This window comes from Paractinoplanes bogorensis (genome assembly GCF_018829635.1).
GTDB classification, from domain to species: domain Bacteria; phylum Actinomycetota; class Actinomycetes; order Mycobacteriales; family Micromonosporaceae; genus Actinoplanes; species Actinoplanes bogorensis.
The window spans coordinates 330,606-347,868 of record NZ_JAHKKG010000006.1; the positions used below are offsets into that span (position 1 = coordinate 330,606).

The window sequence follows — 17,263 nt, forward strand, 5'->3', positions numbered from 1 at the left end:
CAGACACCGCTACTTTGGTGCCGTGCGCTTCGAGGTGCTGGGCCCGGTGCGGGTGATCACCGATGACGGGTCCGTGGCTGCCCTCGCGCCGCGCCCCCGCACGCTGCTGGCGGTGCTCATCGCCGCCCGCGGCCAGGTGGTGTCGGCCGAGCGCCTGATGGCCGAGCTGTGGCCGGGTGAGGTGCCGCCGTCGGCCGCGACCGCCCTGCAGGTGCACGCGTCGGCGGTGCGCAAGGTGGTCGGCGACCGGCTGTCGTTCACCTCGGGCGGTTACGCCGTCCGGGCCGGCGAGCTCGACGCGCTCGAGTTCGAGCGGACCGGTGATCTGCGTCTGTGGCGGGGTCCGGCGTACGAGGGAACCGACGCCGGCCCGATCGTCGGAGCGGCCGCCGCCCGGCTGACCGAGCAACTTCTCGCGGCCCGGCTGGCCTGGGCCGATCAGCAGCTGGCGGAGGGGCGTCCGGTGCTGCCCGAGCTGAGCGCGTGGCTGGTCGCCGAGCCGGCCGCCGAGCCGCTGGCCCAGCGCTTGATGCTGGCGTTGCACCGGGACGGGCGTACGGCGGACGCGCTCGAGGTTTTCGCCCGTACGGAGAAAGCCCTTTCCGCGTACGAGACCGAGCCGCGCGCCGAACTTGTCGCGCTGGCCGCCGCGATCCGCCGGCACGATCCGACCCTGGACCGGCCCGGACCCGGGCTGCCCGGCTCGCGGACCCGGTTCATCGGGCGGCGGGCCGAGCTCGACCGGGCGATCACGCTGTCGGGCGAGGCGCGGCTGCTCACCGTGGCCGGGCCGGGTGGCAGCGGCAAGACCCGGTTCGCGCTCGAGCTGGCCCGTGAGGTGACCGCCGACTACGACGCCGTGCACGTGGTCGAGCTGGCCGGCGCCGGGCGGTCGCTGCTCGACGCGCATTTCTCGGCCGCGCTGGGCGTCCGCGACGAGCCCGGCACGACCGCCGTGGCCGCGATGGCCCGCCACCTGGGCGATCGGCGGGTGCTGCTGGTGGTGGACAACTGCGAGCACGTACGGGCGGAGTCGGCCACGGTCGTCGACGCGTTGCTGCTGGCCGCCCCCGGGGTGCGGGTGGTGGCCACCAGTCGCGAGCCGCTCGGCGTGGTGGGCGAGGTGATGTTCCCGCTCGGCGGGCTGAGCAGCGCCGACGCCGTCCGCCTGCTCGACGGCCGGGTGGCCGCGGCCCGGGGCGGGGCCGGTCTGCGCCCGCAGGAACGCCCGGCCGCCACCGAGCTGTGCCGCCGCCTCGACGGCCTGCCGCTGGCCCTCGAGCTGGCCGCGGCCCGGCTGCGCGCGCTGCCCCTGGGTGAGATCGTTTCCCGGCTCGACCGGCGCCTAGACCTGCTCGTCGGCGCGTCCCCGGTGGAACGGCACCGCACCATGCGGGCGGCCATCGACTGGGGCTACGACCTGCTCGACCAGCCGCAGCAGGAGTTGCTGGCCGGGCTGAGCCAGTTCGCGGGCGGGTTCGACCTGGCCGCGGCGTCGCACGTCTACGGCGCCGACGCGTTCGACCCGCTGACCCAGCTGACCGACCGGTCCATGGTGGAGTGGACCGGCGAGCGGTACCGCCTGATCGAGACCATCCGCGAGTACGCCGCCGAACTGCTCGCCCCCGGCGACCCGGCCCGGCGGCGGTTCGCCGGGTTGTGGGTGGAACGGCTCGCCGCGCCCCCACCGCCCGACGGCCCGGCCCACACCGAATGGCTGGCCGAGGTGGGCGCCACCCACGACAGCATCGTGGCCGCCCTGGACTGGTCGCTGACCGCGGGTGACCCGGCCGACGGGCTGGCCATGGCGGCCGCGATGTGGTGGTACTGGTGGGTCACCGGACGGATGGTCGAGGGCCGGGCCTGGCTGGGCCGCGCGCTCGGCGCCGCGCCCGAGCCGACCGCCCTGCGCGCCCGCGCGTTGCGGGTGGCCGCGTCGCTGGCCCGCAGCAGCGGCGACCTCGACGAGGCACGGCGTCTGGGTGAGCAGGGGCTGGCCGCGTTCCGGGCGCTCGGCGACCGGCCCGGGGTGATCGCCGCGCTGAACAACCTGCTGATCACGGCTCAGGGGCAGGCCGACTACCCGGCCTCGCTCACCTTCGGCTACGAGGCCCTCGAACTGGCCGAGGCCGACGGCAACGCGCGGATGACCGCGGCCGCGTTGAACAACACGGCCGGGACGCTGCGCTGCCTCGACCGGCTCGACGAGGCCGGGCCGATGTTCGCGCGGGCGCTGGACGCGTTCCGGGCGATCAACGACGCCCGGGGCACGGCCGCGGCGCTGTCCAATCTGGGCATCGTGGCCCGCCGGCTCGCCCGGGCCGAGGCGTCGCGGGCGTACATGATCGAGGCGCTGGGCATCTATACCGAACTGGCCATTCCCGAGGGGCAGCTGGACGCGATCGAGGGGCTGGCCCAGCTCGCGCCGCCCGCCGAGGCGCTGACCCTGCTGGTGGTGGCCGAACGGGAACGGTCCGCGCTGGGGTCGCCCATCTTCACCCCCGACGAGGTCCGTGACCGGGACGAGGCCGAGCGTACGGCCCGGGCCGCGCTCTCGGCCGAGGAGGCCGCCGAGGCGTACCGGGCCGCCTCCGCGCTCACGTGGGATGAAGTCGTGCGCCGTTTCGAGTGATGTTTCGCATTTTTCCGACATAGTGTGGTGCAATGCGCCGTCTGTTGCCCCTGATCGCCGTGGCGCTCGTGACGGCCTGCGCCCCGCCACCCGGCCAGTTCACGGCCCGCCAGGCGCCGGCCGCGTCGCCGTCCGCGGCACCGTCGCCCTTGCCGGCGCGGCCCGCACCCGCCGACCTGCCGCGGATCAACTACTGGGAGCCCGCGCACGGCTTCCCGCACGATGCGACGCCCGAGTCGCTGGCCTCGATCGCCGACGGGCTGCATCCGCGGAAGACGCTCGCCGTCTACGACGCCCCCGGCGGCCGGCCGCGTGCGTTCCTGCCCCGTTCGATCAGCGGCCTGCCGGTCGTCGTGCCCGTCGTCGAGCGGCGCGACGGCTGGGTCGCCATCCTGCTGCCCTCGGTCAACCGCCGCATCGGCTGGCTGCCCGCCACCGGCTGGGAGCCGCGGCCGCTACGCGACCAGGTGATCGTCGACCTGAGCGACCATCGGCTGACCTGGCTGCGCGACGGCCGCCCGCACGGCGCGTGGACAGTCGCGGTCGGTTCCTCCCGTACGCCCACACCACTGGGCCGCACCTTCGTGCTCGGCCGCACCACGACCCACGGTCATGTCTACGCCGGACTGGACGCCCTGGTGCTCGGGGCCGTCCCCGACGACAAGGAAGCCCTGGCCGCCTCGCTGCAGCAGGGCCACACCGCGATCCACGGCTGGTCCCGGCGCTCCGCCTTCGGCCGCAGCATCTCCAACGGCTGCATCCGGATGCCCGCCGAGGCCCAGCGGGTGCTGCTGTCGCATCTCGAGACCGGCTCAGTGGTCCACGTCGTCCGATGACCGCAGCCACTGGGCCCGGGACGCGGCCCGCTCCTCGTCGGCGCCGGCCGCCCGCAGCAGCTCCAGAACCGGCCAGTACGAGATGGTCTCGGACTGCCCGCCGGTGACCACCCGATGCAGATAGTCGCCCAGCACGTCGCCGAGCACCAGACCGTCGCGGCTGATCGCCCGGACGGCGGGCAGCGCGCCGGAGTGGTCGTCGGCCGGCCCGAGCTCCTCGATGAGCGCCCGCACCCGGGCCGCCTGGGAACGCTGCAGCTCGTCCAGCTCCGGCTTCCGCATCCTGTCACGGTAAGTCTTCCGGCCCACCTTTTCCGGCCCGCCCGGCAAACCGTCGTTCCGCCGAGGGGGTGACGTCCGACCAGATGGCGGCGAAGTCGCCGAGCGTGGCCCTAGCGTCAGGGTCCATGACCGCGATCATGAAATCCGTCGACCTGCCCGACGGGACGACCGTCCACGACGAAACGCTCGACCGCTGGTACGTCAAGAAACCCGCGGGCATGTTCCCGTGGCGGGCGCACAACGGCGAGAAGCTCACCGATTTCGAGGTCGACAACTTCCTGCGGTCCGGCCGCATCGTGGTCACGCTGCCGGAGCCGACCCACTACCACATGGCCTGAGGCGCGAGGGCGCATCGTAGGCTCGGGCCCGTGAGCGGAGTGGTGGTCGCGGCGGCCTGGGTTCTGGTGCGGGATCGGCGGGTGCTGGTCGCGCGGCCGGCCAACTCGGACGCGTTCTATCTGCCCGGCGGCAAGCCCGAGCCGGACGAGTCGTACGCCGAGGCGGCCGCGCGCGAGGTGCGCGAAGAGGTCGGGATCGTGGTCGACCCGGCCGACCTGACACTGTTCACCGAGATCGTGGCGCCCGCGCACAACCGGCCGGCGGGCACCACCGTACGGCTGATCTGCTTCCTGGGTGGCAAGACCGACGACACCCCGGTGGCGGCCAACGAGATCGCCGAACTGGACTGGTTCACGTCGGCTCAGGCCGGGCGGTGCGCCCCGGCCATCCGCCTGCTCCTGGCCGAACTGGTCACGGCCGGGCTCATCGATTAGGCGTTCTCGCGGAACCAGCGGTTGGCCACCTCGGTGTGCAGGCTGAAACCGAGCTCGGCCGGGCCCTTCAGGATCTCGGAACCGTGGGTCTCGTCGCTCGGGGCTTCCAGGGGCACGTCGGCGAGCGGCGGGAACAGGGCGAACACCAGCAGCGTGCTGTCCGGAGCGCTGATCGTGTCGTAGAGGGTCGCGGTGGCCGGGTCGGCCACGACGGCCGTCTCCTCGCGGAGTTCGCGGGCGGCGGCGTCCGGCCAGGACTCGCCGTAGTCGATGAAACCGCCGGGCAGGGCCAGCCGGTCGGCCGCGGGCGGGATGGCCCGGCGCACCACCAGCAGGCCGTCGGCCACCGGCTGCAGGGCCACGGCGACCGGGGCCGGGTTGCGGTAACTGGTCTCGCCGCAGGCGGTGCAGCGGCGTGGCCAGGGCTGCCCGGGCACGAACCGCGCTCCGCAGAAGGTGCAGTGCTTGACGAGATCAGGCATGGAGCGGCGAGTTGCAGGCCGCGACCAGGGCCTGGCGGCAGGCGTTCATCAGGGGGCGCAGGGCGGCGTCGCGTTGCTGGGCCTCGTAGCCGTTGACGGCGCCGCCGGGGGCGTTCGTCTCGGCCAGCGCGAGCACCTGGTCGAGGACGGAGGCGCGGGCGAACAGGCGGCGGGCGCGCGGGTCGAAACCGGCGGGCAGCGTGGCCGTGCTCTCGGGGCGGCGCAACGCCTGCAGCGCGCCGGCCAGCTCGGGCTTCCACTGGGCCACGTCGAGCTTGGTGAGCTGGGTGGTCGCCTCGCCCAGGGCCAGGGTCAGCTCGCCCTCGGCCTCGGCCGCGCCCATCTGAAAGACGGGCTTGTAGTCGTCGACCGGGAAGTAGCGCCACAGCACGGTCTCGAACTCGACGCCGGAGCCGGACACGTGCCGGCGCACCTCGGGCACGATGCCGAAGTGGGGCGTCATCACGGCCTCGCCGGCCAGCATGGCCGCGCCGGTCAGCGGGCCCGGGCCGGGCAGGCCGCGCGGGTCGCCGGGGGCGGGCAGCACCAGCCGGATGTCGTCGGGGTGCACCTTGGCGAACGCGGGCAGGCCCTGCGGCAGCGGCACGTCGGTCCACGTGCCGGGCGCGTCGGCGACCAGGTGTTCCTCGTCGTGGGCGATCTCGTCGGCCAGTTCGTCGAACGGCACGAGACCGGCGCGCCAGGCCCGCACCCAGGACACGAACCGGGTGGAGCGTCGCGCTACGCGGGTGGCCGCATCGGCTGCGGGGGACATGCGAGAAAGGGTACGTGGCGATCGGGAAGTCTGTCTCGGCCGGAGAGTCAGAAAGGTCGTGTCCCAACGCACGGGTTACCGTGCCTTGCATGTATGGGGAGGACGTGCTCAAGGGGGACTGGCGGCGCCGCAAGGTGGTGCCCGAGGTGGACGCCGACCGCGATCTGGTCGTCGAGGACGTGGATTCGGGGTTCTGCGGGGCGGTGGTCGGGTTCGAACTGGGCGCGGTCGTGCTCGAGGACCGGCACGGCAAGCGGCGCAACTTCCCGCTCGAGCCGGCCGCGTTCCTGCTCGACGGCAAGCCGGTGACGCTGCGCCGGCCCCAGGCGACGGTGGCCCCGCAGCGTCGGATCACGGCTTCCGGGTCGATCGCCGTGGCCGGGGTGCAGGCGCAGGTGGCCAAGGCCAGCCGGATCTGGGTCGAGGGCATCCACGACGCCGCCCTGGTCGAGCGGATCTGGGGCGACGACCTGCGGATCGAGGGCATCGTGGTCGAGCCGCTGGACGGCATCGACGACCTGGCCGCAGCCGTACGGGAATTCCGGCCCGGTCCGGAGCGGCGGCTCGGCGTGCTGGTCGACCACCTGGTGGCGGGCAGCAAGGAGAGCCGCATCGTGGCCGCCGTGACCGATCCGAACGTGCTGGTGACCGGCCACCCGTATGTGGACATCTGGCAGGCCGTGAAACCGGAACGGGTCGGGCTGTCCAAGTGGCCGGTCATCCCGCCCGGCCGGCCGTGGAAAGAGGGCATCTGCGCGGCCGTGGGCGTGCGCGAGCCGGCCGACATGTGGCGGCGCATCCTGAAGTCGGTCAGCAGCTACAAGGACGTCGAGACCCCGCTGATCAACTCGATGGAGCGCCTGATCGACTTCGTCACGGTGTACGACGAGTGAGGCGGCCGGGGCCGAGCCGGCCGGGGCTGAGCGCCCGCCCGAGTCGTTCGGCCGCTTCGGTCAGGCGGTCGGGCGGGTTGGCCGCGTAGCCGAGGATCAGGCCGGGCGGCCCGTCGGCGAACCGGTGCCACGAGAGCGGGTGCACGAGAACACCGGCGTCAGCGGCCAGCGCCGCCGCGGAAACATCCGGAATCTCCCCGGGCAGCATGATCAGCAGATGCAGCCCGGCCGCGACACCGGTGACACGAGCGTCGGGAAGGAAGCGGGTCAGCCCGGCCAGCAGCGCGTCCCGTCGTCGCCGCTGCCGGGTGCGGACGTTGCGCAGATGCCGTTCGTAGTCACCGGTCGCGAGCAGCCGGGCCAGCACCAGCTGCGGTAGCGCCGGGTTGCCGAGGTCGCTGTCGTGCTTGGCGGTGAGCAGCTCGGGTTGCATCCGGCGCGGCGCCACCAGCCAGCCGAGCCGCATCCCGGGGGCCAGAGATTTGGAGACGCTTCCCGCGTACGCGATCTGGTCCGGAGCGGATCCCTGCAGCGCGGCGACCGGCGCGCGGTCGTACCGGTGCTCGGCGTCGTAGTCGTCCTCGACGGCCAGGTTGCCGCCGGCCGCCCAGGCCAGCAGCGCGCGCCGCCGGGCCGGGCTGAGCACGACCCCGGTCGGGAACTGGTGCGCGGGCGTGAGGACGGCCGCGGACTGGGTGAGGGCGTCCACCACCAGGCCCTCGGCGTCGACCGGGACCGGCTCCGGGCGTACGCCCCAATGGGCCAGCTGGTCGCGGGCGCCCCGGGAACCCGGGTCTTCGACGGCGATCCGGGTCGTCCCGGCCGCTCGCAGCGTCTGGGCCAGCAGGGCCAGGGCCTGGGCGACGCCGCCGACCACGATCACGTCGTCCGGTTCGGCGTGCACACCCCGGGTGCGGGCCAGCCAGCCGGCCAGCTCGGCCCGCAGGATCGGGGTGCCGCCGGGATCGCCGTAGCCCAGGTCGGCCGCCGTGATCTCGTCGAGCACGGCTCGTTCGGCGCGCAACCACGCCGTACGGGGAAAGGCGGAAAGGTCGGGAACGCCGGGGGAGAGGTCGAGGTCGATGCCCTCGGCCGGGGGCAGCGGCAGCCGCAGGGTGTCGAGCGAGCGGCGGCGGTCGGACGGGGTGTCCCGGGCGTGCGGACGGGCGATGATCGTGGTGCCGGCCCCGGTCCGCGCGGCGGCCAGGCCCTCGTCGATGAGCCGCTGGTAGGCGTCGACGACCACGCCGCGCGACACCCGCAGCTCGTCGGCCAGGCCGCGGGTGGCCGGCAACCGGGTCCCGGCCGCGAGCCGGCCCTCGGCCACGGCCGAGCGCAGCCCGTCGGTCAGCCAGGTGGTGAGGCCCTTGGCCGGCGCGTCGGCCGGATCCAGCTGAAGGAAGTCGGAAATTGGTCCCCCTAGGAAGGCAATGATTGGTCCTTCGATCCGGACCATATCGCGGACAGCATCGAGGGTGTGAAGATGAGTGCACTTGCCGGTGCGACCGGCATGACGTTCGTCGGGGGCAGCGTCGCAGTCTCCGGCTTCCTGGCCGACGCGCCCTCGCTGACCGTCCAGGCGCTGCGCTACGCGGTGGCCTGCCTGCTGCTGATCCTGTACGCGCGGGGCCGGGTGCTCCGGCCCCGGGGCACCGAATGGCTGTGGCTGGGCGGTGTCGTGCTGACCGGCATGGTCGTCTTCAACGTGGCGCTCGTGCACGGGTCGCGGCACGCCGAGCCGGCCGTGCTCGGGGTGGCCGTGGCCTGCGTGCCGCTGCTGCTCGCGGTGGCCGGCCCGCTGCTCGAGGGCCGGGCCCCGGCGACCCGCCTGATCGTGGCCGCGCTCGTGGTCACCGCCGGGGCTGCGCTTGTGCAGGGCTTCGGGCGTACGGACGGAATCGGTCTGGTCTGGGCGTTCGTGACGTTCGCCTGCGAGGCCGGGTTCACGCTGCTCGCCGTCCCGGTGCTGGGACGCCACGGACCGCTGGGTGTGTCGGTGCACTCGACGTGGATGGCCGCGGTGGCGTTCGGGATCGGCGGGCTGTGGTTCGAGGGGCCGGGCGCGGTGCTGCGGCTGCGGCTCGACGACGTGCTGGCCGGCGTCTACCTGGCCGTACTGGTCACCGCGGTGGCGTTCGTCCTCTGGTACACGTGCGTGCAGCGGCTCGGCTCGGCCCGCGCCGGGTTGCTGACCGGCATCGCGCCGATCGCCGCGGCCGTCACCGGGGTGGCGCTGGGCGGTCCGCTGCCCGGCCCGGCCGTGTGGATCGGCGTCGCGGTGGTCGCCGGGGGCCTGGCGCTCGGGCTAGGCGAGGCGCGCCGGGTCGCGGGTGAAGACGAACGTGGCGATGTCGAGCGCCGCGACCCCGCCCTCGTCCGTACGTAGGATCCGCAGCACCTCGCCTTCGTTGCCGCCCTCGACCCCGCGCCACTGGTCCGGCGTCTCGCGGACGAACCGGGACCGGTGCTGCGGTCCGGTCATCACCACGCCGTCGCCGTCCGGGGCGATCTCGTACTCGCGGCCCATCCACCACCAGCGGCCGACCAGCAGCGCCGCCTCGCCGGTGGGCGGGACGGGTGGCTGCCACGGCGTGACGGCGACCGGCTCGGCGTCGATCACGGCGGTCAGGGCCTCCAGGGCGACCTCCTTGATCGTGGTGCCGGTCAGCCCGTACGAGTTGGCGAAGGCGATCACCCCGAGCCGGCTACGCCGGTGGACGGCGAGCTGGGCGACATAGCCGGGCATGGAACCGGTGTGCCCGACGTAGACCCGCTCGCCGGCCCGGTAGAGCTGCGGGCCGAGCCCGTGGGCGGCGGTCCACGACTCGAGGTCCTTGATCACCACGGGAGCGCACATCTCGTCGACCGTCTCGCGGGCCAGCACGGTGGGGGCGGGATCGGTCCAGAAGGCGGCCCACTTGGCCATGTCGGTGATCGTCGACCACAGCTGCCCGGCCGGGGCCATCGCGCCGGCGTCGAGGCGCGGCTCCTCGTGCAGGGAACCGTCCAGTTCGTGCACCACGTAACCGCGGGCGAACGGCTCGACCGGCGCGTAGGTGGTGCGCTTCATGCCGAGCGGGTCGAGCACCCGCTTACCGGCCAGCGTCGCCCACGTCTCGCCGGTGACCCGTTCCAGAACGGCGCCGAGCAGCCCGTACGCGAGATTGGAGTACCGGTAGCGGCGGAACGGCGGCCCGGCCACCTTGTCGTAGCCGAGCCGGGCCAGCAACTGGTCGACGTCGCCGCCCGTGGTGCGCTCCCACCAGGCGCCGTCCGGCTCGCGCTGCAGGCCGGAGATGTGGCCGAGCAGCTGGCGCAGGGTGACGTTGCCGATCGGGGTGCCCGGCAGGTGCCGGTAGAGCAGGTCGTCGAGCGCGAAGAAGCCCTCGTCGCGCAGCTGCAGGACCAGCGTGGCGGTGATCGTCTTGGTGATCGAGCCGAGCCGGTACTGCGTCTTGGCGTCGGGCCGGGGATGCTCGCCCGCGAAGACCTGGTGCAGCACCGCGCGGTCCCGCACGACCCCCAGGGCCAGGGACGGCGTACGCCCCTGGGCCTGCGCGCGGACGGCGATCTGTTCGACCCGTCGGCCGGTCTCCGGCAGCAGCGACACGGTGGACCCTCTCGATATGCGACTCGTGGGTACAACGGTGCCGCAGCCGATATGGCTACGCGACCTCCATAGCAGTTGCATGACATTTTCGGCCAGGGCGCACGCAGCGTCGCCGGACGTGCGCGGGCATGTCACGATCGATACGTGGAAGCGGTTCTGTGGATCGTGCTCGGCGTCGCGTTGGCGATCGCCGAGGCCTTCACGGCGACGTTCTTGATCATTTTCTTCGGTATCGGGGCCTTCGCCGCGGCCGGCGCGGCCGCCCTCGGTGCGCCCCTGCTGCTCCAGGTCATCGTGTTCGCGCTGGTCTCCGGCCTGTCGGTGACGGCGCTACGCCCGATCGTGCTGCGCCACGCACGGCCCGCCCTGGAATCGGGCGACACGCCGTTCGGGGTCGAGGCGATCGAGGGTCAACATGGCACCGTGCTCGAAGAGATCGACGGGGCGCACGGCATGATCAAGATCGACGGCGAGCACTGGCAGGCCCGGTCGTTCGACGGGCAGGAAAAATATCTGCCCGGCGAGAAGGTGCGCATTCTCAAGGTCGACGGCGCCACCGCCATCGTGTGGCGCGACGACAATCTCGACATCTAGCAATATCTGCCCCACAAACCCATAGAGAGGGTTGCCATGGAAGCTGTGATCGGCGTCCTCATCATCGTGATCGTGGTGTTCGCCATCGTCACGCTGCTCCGGTCCGTCCGCATCGTCCCGCAGCAGCGGATGGACGTGGTCGAACGCCTGGGCAAGTACAAGCGGACGCTCAGCCCGGGTCTGAACCTTCTGGTGCCGTTCATCGACTCGGTACGCAGCAAGGTCGACATGCGCGAGCAGGTCGTCTCGTTCCCGCCCCAGCCGGTGATCACGTCCGACAACCTGGTCGTGTCGATCGACACGGTCCTGTACTTCAAGGTCGTCGACCCGGTCCGGGCCACCTACGAGATCTCCAACTTCCTGCAGGCCATCGAGCAGCTGACGGTCACCACCCTGCGTAACGTCATCGGCTCGCTCGACCTCGAGCGCGCGCTGACCAGCCGCGAGGAGATCAACCGCCACCTGTCGACGGTGCTCGACGAGACCACCGGCCGCTGGGGCATCAAGGTCACCCGCGTCGAGATCAAGGCGATCGAGCCGCCGCCGAGCATCCGCGACTCGATGGAGAAGCAGATGCGCGCCGAGCGGGAGCGCCGCGCGACGATCCTGAACGCCGAGGGTCACAAGCAGGCCCAGATCCTCACCGCCGAGGGTGAGAAGCAGGCCGCGGTGCTGCGCGCCGACGGTGACCGGCAGTCGCGCATCCTGCAGGCGGAAGGCCAGGCCAAGGCGATCCGTACGGTGTTCGACGCGATCCACACCGCGAACCCGTCGCAGAAGGTGCTGGCCTACCAGTACCTGCAGGCCCTGCCGCAGATCGCCAACGGCACGGCCAACAAGGTCTGGATCGTGCCGACCGAGCTGACCAAGGCCCTCGAGGGCATGGGCGGCGCGCTCGGCGGACTGGCCAACATGGCCGGCGACGTGCCCAAGGCGTCGGTCAACTCGGCCGCCGTCGAGGAGGAGGCGGTCGCCGCCGCCCAGGCCGCCGCGGCCGAGGCCGAGAAGATCAACGACCAGGTCCGCGCCGCCGAGGCACAGGTCAGCGGCGACCCCGACAAGACCGCGGCGCTGCCCGCGCCCGAGCCGATCCCGCCGTCAGCGGCACTCGGCGGCGCCGACTACAACGGCGTCGTCAACCGCGAACGCGCCTGATTCACCAGCGCTCCGCGCAGAACGAAACCGGCCGGCCTCTCGTCTTCGAGGGGCCGGCCATTTCGTGCCGTCGCGCCCGCGCCGCCCGCCGCCCCGCCCGAGCCGTTCGCGCCCGCGCCGTCGCGCATGTTTGCGCCGTTCGGGTCGCGCTGCCTTGCCCGCGCCGTCGCGCATGTTTGCGCCGTTCGGGTCGCGCTGCCTTGCCCGCGCCGTTCCGCCACCTCGTCCGTGCCGTTTGTGCCTGCGCCGCCGCCCTGTCCGTGCCGTTCGCGCCCGCGCCGCTGGCTTGCGCCGTTCGCGCCTTGCCGCCCCGTCCGTGCCGTTCGCGCCCGCGCCGCCGCGCTGGCTTGCGCCGTTCGCGCCGTGCCGCTCTGCCCGCGCCGTTTCGTCCGCCGCGCCGGCGCCGGGCGTCAGATCTCGGGGTCGTCGCGGCCCAGCTCCCAGAAGGCGACGGCGGCCGCCGCGGCGACGTTGAGCGAGTCCACGCTGCGGCGCATCGGGATCTTGACAGGGATGTCGCTGGCGGCGAGCGCGTTCTTCGACAGGCCGGGGCCTTCGGCGCCGAGCAGCAGGGCCGTCTTCGCCCGCTCGGTGACCTTCTGCAGCGGCACGGCGGCAGGGTCGGGGGTCAGGGCGAGCACGGTGAAGCCCGCGTCGCGCAGCAGCTGCAGGCTGTCGGGCCAGGGCTCCAGACGCGCGTAGGGCACCGCGAACACCTCGCCCATGCTCACCCGCACGCTGCGCCGGTAGAGCGGGTCGGCGCACGTCGGTGACAGCAGCACGGCGTCGATGCCGAGCGCGGCCGCGCCCCGGAACACCGCCCCGATGTTCGTGTGGTTGTTGACGTCTTCCAGCACGGCCACCCGCCGGGCGCCGTCGATGACTTCCGCGGCCGTACGCAGGGGAGCGCGGTGGAACGATGCCAGCACGCCCCGGTGCACGTGGAAACCCGTCGCCGCCTCGAGCACGGCCGGGGTGGCAGCGTAGATCGGCGTGTCGCCGGGCAGGTCGGCGATCTGATCGGTGCGTTTCTCGTCGATCAGATAGGACCGGGGCCGGTAACCGGCACGCAGCGCCCGGCGCAGCACCAGCTCGCCCTCGGCGATGAACAGCCCGTTGGGCGGCTCCCACTTCGTGCGCAGTTCGAGGTCGGTCAGGGCGCGATAGTCGCCGAGCCGGTCGTCGCCGGGATCGGTGATCAGGTGAACCTCGGGCACGACGCTCAGTCGACCCGGTAGGTGAGGTGGGTGGCGTGCCCGGCGCGGACGTGGATCTGGCGCAGCGACCGTGGAGCAGCCCCGTCGAACAGCGGCGTGCCGCCGCCGAGCAGCACCGGAGCCAGATGGATCTTGAGTTCGTCGACCAGGCCGGCGTCGATCGCGCCACGGACGACCGCGCCGCCGCCCATGATGACCACGTCACGGCCGTCGGCCAGGGCCCGCGCCTTGTCGACCGCGCTGCCCAGCCCGTCGACCACGAAGGTGAACCGGTCGGCCAGCCGCACGTGGGCCGGCGGGGTGCGGGTGACGACCACGCACGGCGGCTCGGCGGCCAGGCCGGCGCCGTAGCCGACCTCTTCGGTCCAGCCGTCGGGGGCGTCGACGATGTCGAACAGGCGGCGGCCCAGCACGACGGCTCCGGTCGCCCCGGTGGACTCCTCGAGCACCTGCCGGTCGATCGCGTCGCCCTGGAACGCCCAGGTGTGCAGGGCCTCGCCGCCGCGACCCAGGCCCTGACCGGGGCCGGGATCGGGGCCCGTCACGAATCCGTCGAGCGACACCGAGATGTCGGCGACCACTTTGGCCATGACCGTTCCCCCTCACTCCCGGGTCTTCCGGGCCTGCCGAGGAGCATGCCACTCCGGTCCGACAGTTTCCGGCGGGGGCTCAGGGCCGGAGTCTCAGTGCTGAAGTCCCAGTGCAGGAGCCTCGCTGCCTAACACTCAATGCTTGGGGATGAGGCGGCCGCCGGTCCAGGCCAGCCCGGTGCCGGCGGCGAGCAGCAGCAGAGCCCCCACAGTGGGCAGCGGGCGCTGGGCGTGGGCGCCGGCCCCGATGGCGGCCGCGGCCAGCATCAGCAGGACGCCGTCGGCCGGGTTGACCAGCCGGGACCGGAAGACGGCCCAGCCCAGCAGCACCCAGCCCGCGCCGATGGCGGCGGTGGCGACCACCTCGACCAGGCTCAGCTGGTCGGCGGTCAACGGGGAGCCGGCGGCGGCAGTGCCCGCGGGCAGGGCGGCCAGCGGCAGTGTGAGAGCGAAGCCGGCCAGGCCGAGGAGCAGCCCGGCGACCGCGCTGCGGCGGGTACGGGTGCCGGCCAGCAACCCGGCCAGGGCGATCATGGCGATGATCGAGAGCCAGTTCGCGGCCAGCATCACGAGCAGCGGTCCGGGCGGGGTGTCGATGCCGAGCGTGGTCCAGCCGTAGAGCAGGGCGGCGGCGGGCAACGCCCACAATGCCGTACGGGCGTAGCGCCGGACACTCCAGACCCACACTGCCTCCCGTACGGGAAGAAGGTGTTGATCTTTGGTCTCTCCGGCGGCACCCACCCACGCCGGGGACACCCGCAACGGCCGGCCACTGGCCGTGTGATGGTGGCTGATGCTCATGGCTCCGCCTCGCGTGGGCTCAAGCCGAGCGGCCCGGGGGCACCGTCGGGATCCTGGCAGCAGCCTCGCAGACTTCCGCGGTTTTCGCAGCGAATTGCCAGGATTCACCCGAACTGGACGACGAGAAATTGTCGGGGGGCCGGAGCAGGATGTCGGCATGAGCGCGGAACTGGTCGTCCCACCCCTGGCCGAACTGCGACAGCGGCGCAGCGTCAAATGGCGCACGTTCGCCGATGACGTGCTGCCCCTGTTCGTGGCCGAGATGGACTACGAGCTCGCCCCACCGGTGACCGAGGTGCTGGGCGCGGCGCTCAGCCGGGGTGACCTGGGCTATTACGCGCCCGGGCCCGAGGTCGGCCAGGCGTTCGCCGGGTTCGCCGGGCGGCAGTGGGGCTGGGATGTCGATCCGGGCCGGGTCACCGCGGTCACCGACGTCGGGGTGGGCGTGGTCGAGGTCCTGCGGCAGCTGGTCCGCCCCGGCGACCCGGTGGTCATCAGCCCGCCGGTCTACCCGCCGTTCTTCGACTGGGTGCCCGAGGCCCGTGGCCGGGCGATCGAGGTGCCGCTGACCGACGGCCGGCTCGACCTGGCCGGGCTCGAGGCGGCGTTCGCGACCCACCCCGCGGCCTACGTGCTGTGCAACCCGCAAAATCCGGTCGGCCGCGTGCACACGGCCGACGAGCTGACCGAGCTCGCCCGCCTGGCCCGGCTCTACCGCGTACCGGTGATCAGCGACGAGATCCACGCCGCGCTGGTGCTGCCCGGTGCCACGTTCACACCGTTCCTGGCCGTGCCGGGCGCGGCCGAGATCGCCATCGGCGTGGTGTCCGCCAGCAAGGCGTTCAACCTGGCCGGCCTCAAATGCGCCGCCCTGGTCACGGCGTCGCCGGCCATGACCCGGGTGGTCGACGCCCTGGTGCCCGAGGTCCGCGAGCGCACCGGTCACCTGGGCGCGCTGGCGTCGATCGCGGCCTGGACCGACGGCGACTCCTGGCTCGAGTCGCTGCTCGGCACGCTGAGCGCCCGCCGCTCTCAGCTCGGGGCGCTGCTGGGCGAGTCGCTGCCCACGCTGTCCTGGCGTCCGCCCGAGGCGACCTACCTGGCCTGGCTCGACGCGTCCGCCCTGGGGCAGGACACAAAACCCAGAGATCTTTTCCTGTACGAGGGGAAGGTGGCGCTCGAGCCCGGCACCAGGTTCGGGGCGGTCGGGTCGGGTCACGTGCGGCTCAACTACGCGACGAGTCCCGAGATTCTCGCCGAGGCGGTACGCCGCATGGCCACGGCGGCCGGGGGTACGGCAGTAACTTTGTAACTGTTCCGGCTCATCTGCGCAGCGGGGGGTGTTCCAGTGTCGTCCGGATCGGGCTCGGATTCCGCGGCCGACCAGCATCTGCTGGCCCTGCTGCGCGCGATCCGGCTGCGCCAGGCGGCCCCCGACGCGGTGGCGGCCGGCATCGCCGACACGGTCGAGGCCCTGCGGGAGCAGCATCCGGCTCTGCCGCCCGGAGAGGCGCACGAGGCTCTGCCGCCCGGGGCCGGTCCGCACGCCGACGAGTCGGGGACGGTGCGGCCGCGGTGGGCCGCCGCTCCGCCGGCGTCGGGGGTGCGTCCACCGGGAACGTGGGCATCGGATGAGGGAGCCGGGCCGTCCGCGGCTGGTGGTCCTGCCGAGACTCATGGGTCGTGGGGCGTCGAGGGGGCCGGTGGTCGATCTGCGCCTCACGGGGGGTCCGGGGCTGATGCGGGCGCCGGGCGTGGTGCGTCGTTCGAGGCGGGTGGGCGTTCCGGGTCTGAAGTGGGCACGGGTGGCTCTGGGGTTGATGAGGGCGGTCGACGTTCATTCGGTCGGGGCCGGACCGACCAAGGCCGGGACGATCACGGTCAGAGCGACCGCGGGGCGGACGGCCGTGGTGGCGACCGGGCCGGGAGCGGGGAGGCCGGGCGCTCGGACGGCGCGAACGAGGGGCGCGGGGTGGGTGGCCGTGGTGCCGGCCGGGTCGGGAGTGGTGAGGCCGGGCGCTCGGACGGTGCGAACGAGGGGCGCGCGGCGCCCGGGAGATCGTTCTGGCAGCGGAGTTCGGTGCGGCCGGTCGTGACTTCGGAGCGGAGTGGAGCGCCGGGCGCTACTCAGCCGGGGCCGGGCGAGCCGCCGCGAGGTGACGCGGCCGCTGAGCAGGCTGAGTTCGGCGGTGCCCACGTGGAGCCGTCCGGCTCGCGGCCGCAGTCGGACGGCTCGCGGTCTGGGCCGGCGGGTGCCCGATCTCGATTGTCCGGTCCGGAGTCTCAGTCGGTGAACGCCTGGTCTCAGGGGGCGGAATCGGAGCCGGCGGCGGACGCAGGGGCCGATGTGGAACTGCCGGGCGAGCGTTTGCCGAGCGGCGATGTTGCGGTGAGTGGACGGCCGCCGACGTTCGACTCGCGGCCGGGGCGGGCCGTGCCGGGCCGGTCGCGCGGGATTGGGCGGCGTGAGTCCTCAGGTGCTGGGTTCGGCGGCGATCGTTTCGAGGCCGAGGCACCCGAGCACGGGCCGCTGTTGCGGCCGGCCGGGTTGCCGCCGATCGACCCGGCGCACCCGACCGAGCGCCCACCGAGCTTCCGTCGTCCGGTGTGGACGCCCCTGATC

The 17,263-nt window shown here is 73.2% G+C and carries 17 protein-coding genes; 9 read left to right on the top strand and 8 right to left on the bottom strand.

The features are described from left to right. Positions 1-22: 22 nt before the first annotated feature. Entirely contained in the window at positions 23-2,632 is a 2,610-nt protein-coding gene (locus KOI35_RS20650) for an ATP-binding protein (protein ID WP_215789137.1), read from the top strand. A gap of 32 nt (positions 2,633-2,664) precedes the next feature. After that, positions 2,665-3,468, top strand: a complete 804-nt coding sequence (locus KOI35_RS20655; RefSeq protein WP_215789138.1) for a L,D-transpeptidase — start codon at positions 2,665-2,667, stop codon at positions 3,466-3,468. Here the strand turns inward: KOI35_RS20655 and KOI35_RS20660 are convergent. Next, positions 3,445-3,750 carry a hypothetical protein gene (locus KOI35_RS20660; protein WP_215789139.1) on the bottom strand — a complete coding sequence of 102 codons (306 nt, stop codon included), beginning with the start codon at positions 3,748-3,750 and terminating at the stop codon, positions 3,445-3,447. The two genes, KOI35_RS20655 and KOI35_RS20660, sit on opposite strands and share 24 nt — an antisense overlap. A gap of 125 nt (positions 3,751-3,875) precedes the next feature. Here KOI35_RS20660 and KOI35_RS20665 point away from each other — a divergent pair, with 125 nt between their 5' ends. Both KOI35_RS20665 and KOI35_RS20670 read left to right on the top strand, forming a co-directional pair. After that, positions 3,876-4,088, top strand: a complete 213-nt coding sequence (locus tag KOI35_RS20665) for a hypothetical protein (protein ID WP_215789140.1) — start codon at positions 3,876-3,878, stop codon at positions 4,086-4,088. 30 nt (positions 4,089-4,118) lie between these two features. Continuing rightward, the gene (locus KOI35_RS20670; RefSeq protein WP_308121085.1) at positions 4,119-4,523 is read left to right on the top strand and encodes an NUDIX hydrolase; all 405 of its coding nucleotides are present in this window, start codon (positions 4,119-4,121) and stop codon (positions 4,521-4,523) included. Here KOI35_RS20670 and KOI35_RS20675 read toward each other — a convergent pair. Together KOI35_RS20675 and KOI35_RS20680 are read right to left on the bottom strand one after the other, a co-directional pair. Next, positions 4,520-5,005, bottom strand: coding sequence for an NUDIX domain-containing protein (locus tag KOI35_RS20675; RefSeq protein WP_215789141.1), 486 nt, complete (start codon positions 5,003-5,005; stop codon positions 4,520-4,522). The genes KOI35_RS20670 and KOI35_RS20675 overlap by 4 nt on opposite strands. Then, positions 4,998-5,780, bottom strand: a complete 783-nt coding sequence (locus KOI35_RS20680) for an Rv1486c family protein (RefSeq protein WP_215789142.1) — start codon at positions 5,778-5,780, stop codon at positions 4,998-5,000. Before KOI35_RS20680 ends, KOI35_RS20675 begins: the two co-directional genes overlap by 8 nt. An 89-nt stretch (positions 5,781-5,869) precedes the next feature. Between KOI35_RS20680 and KOI35_RS20685 the strand changes: the two genes are divergently transcribed. After that, positions 5,870-6,673 (top strand): DUF3097 domain-containing protein, encoded by an 804-nt coding sequence (locus KOI35_RS20685; protein ID WP_215789143.1) that lies wholly within the window; start codon positions 5,870-5,872, stop codon positions 6,671-6,673. On the opposite strand, the gene pdxR is transcribed toward KOI35_RS20685, so the two are convergent. Next, positions 6,654-8,129, bottom strand: coding sequence for a MocR-like pyridoxine biosynthesis transcription factor PdxR (gene pdxR / locus KOI35_RS20690; RefSeq protein ID WP_215789144.1), 1,476 nt, complete (start codon positions 8,127-8,129; stop codon positions 6,654-6,656). The two genes, KOI35_RS20685 and pdxR, sit on opposite strands and share 20 nt — an antisense overlap. A 27-nt stretch (positions 8,130-8,156) precedes the next feature. On the opposite strand from pdxR, the gene KOI35_RS20695 reads away from it, so the two are divergent. Beyond that, positions 8,157-9,059 (top strand): DMT family transporter, encoded by a 903-nt coding sequence (locus KOI35_RS20695; protein WP_215789145.1) that lies wholly within the window; start codon positions 8,157-8,159, stop codon positions 9,057-9,059. On the opposite strand, the gene KOI35_RS20700 is transcribed toward KOI35_RS20695, so the two are convergent. Continuing rightward, on the bottom strand, positions 8,979-10,283 hold the full coding sequence (locus KOI35_RS20700; protein ID WP_215789146.1) for a serine hydrolase domain-containing protein: 1,305 nt from the start codon (positions 10,281-10,283) through the stop codon (positions 8,979-8,981). The two genes, KOI35_RS20695 and KOI35_RS20700, sit on opposite strands and share 81 nt — an antisense overlap. Before the next feature lie 144 nt (positions 10,284-10,427). Here KOI35_RS20700 and KOI35_RS20705 point away from each other — a divergent pair, with 144 nt between their 5' ends. Both KOI35_RS20705 and KOI35_RS20710 read left to right on the top strand, forming a co-directional pair. Further along, positions 10,428-10,877, top strand: coding sequence for an NfeD family protein (locus tag KOI35_RS20705; protein WP_215789147.1), 450 nt, complete (start codon positions 10,428-10,430; stop codon positions 10,875-10,877). Positions 10,878-10,913: 36 nt separating this feature from the next. Further along, on the top strand, positions 10,914-12,032 hold the full coding sequence (locus KOI35_RS20710) for an SPFH domain-containing protein (protein ID WP_215789148.1): 1,119 nt from the start codon (positions 10,914-10,916) through the stop codon (positions 12,030-12,032). A 410-nt stretch (positions 12,033-12,442) separates the two neighbouring features. Here the strand turns inward: KOI35_RS20710 and KOI35_RS20715 are convergent, their stop codons facing one another. The 3 genes from KOI35_RS20715 to KOI35_RS20725 form a co-directional block, all read right to left on the bottom strand. Beyond that, positions 12,443-13,249, bottom strand: a complete 807-nt coding sequence (locus KOI35_RS20715; RefSeq protein ID WP_215789149.1) for a TrmH family RNA methyltransferase — start codon at positions 13,247-13,249, stop codon at positions 12,443-12,445. A 5-nt stretch (positions 13,250-13,254) separates the two neighbouring features. After that, positions 13,255-13,839: a dihydrofolate reductase family protein gene (locus KOI35_RS20720; protein WP_215789150.1), complete on the bottom strand. Its 585-nt coding sequence runs from the start codon at positions 13,837-13,839 to the stop codon at positions 13,255-13,257. A gap of 135 nt (positions 13,840-13,974) precedes the next feature. Beyond that, entirely contained in the window at positions 13,975-14,640 is a 666-nt protein-coding gene (locus tag KOI35_RS20725) for a hypothetical protein (RefSeq protein ID WP_215789151.1), read from the bottom strand. A gap of 157 nt (positions 14,641-14,797) precedes the next feature. On the opposite strand from KOI35_RS20725, the gene KOI35_RS20730 reads away from it, so the two are divergent. Beyond that, entirely contained in the window at positions 14,798-15,952 is a 1,155-nt protein-coding gene (locus KOI35_RS20730) for a MalY/PatB family protein (RefSeq protein ID WP_215789152.1), read from the top strand. Positions 15,953-17,263: the final 1,311 nt, after the last annotated feature.

Bases quoted from the DNA above. Each gene is read 5' to 3' on its own strand.
- KOI35_RS20655 (WP_215789138.1), top strand. From the start codon at position 2,665: ATGCGCCGTCTGTTGCCCCTGATCGCCGTGGCGCTCGTGACGGCCTGC.
- KOI35_RS20660 (WP_215789139.1), bottom strand. From the start codon at position 3,750: ATGCGGAAGCCGGAGCTGGACGAGCTGCAGCGTTCCCAGGCGGCCCGG.
- KOI35_RS20665 (WP_215789140.1), top strand. From the start codon at position 3,876: ATGACCGCGATCATGAAATCCGTCGACCTGCCCGACGGGACGACCGTC.
- KOI35_RS20675 (WP_215789141.1), bottom strand. From the start codon at position 5,005: ATGCCTGATCTCGTCAAGCACTGCACCTTCTGCGGAGCGCGGTTCGTG.
- KOI35_RS20680 (WP_215789142.1), bottom strand. From the start codon at position 5,780: ATGTCCCCCGCAGCCGATGCGGCCACCCGCGTAGCGCGACGCTCCACC.
- KOI35_RS20685 (WP_215789143.1), top strand. From the start codon at position 5,870: ATGTATGGGGAGGACGTGCTCAAGGGGGACTGGCGGCGCCGCAAGGTG.
- pdxR (WP_215789144.1), bottom strand. From the start codon at position 8,129: ATGGTCCGGATCGAAGGACCAATCATTGCCTTCCTAGGGGGACCAATT.
- KOI35_RS20695 (WP_215789145.1), top strand. From the start codon at position 8,157: ATGAGTGCACTTGCCGGTGCGACCGGCATGACGTTCGTCGGGGGCAGC.
- KOI35_RS20710 (WP_215789148.1), top strand. From the start codon at position 10,914: ATGGAAGCTGTGATCGGCGTCCTCATCATCGTGATCGTGGTGTTCGCC.
- KOI35_RS20720 (WP_215789150.1), bottom strand. From the start codon at position 13,839: ATGGCCAAAGTGGTCGCCGACATCTCGGTGTCGCTCGACGGATTCGTG.
- KOI35_RS20725 (WP_215789151.1), bottom strand. From the start codon at position 14,640: ATGAGCATCAGCCACCATCACACGGCCAGTGGCCGGCCGTTGCGGGTG.
- KOI35_RS20730 (WP_215789152.1), top strand. From the start codon at position 14,798: ATGAGCGCGGAACTGGTCGTCCCACCCCTGGCCGAACTGCGACAGCGG.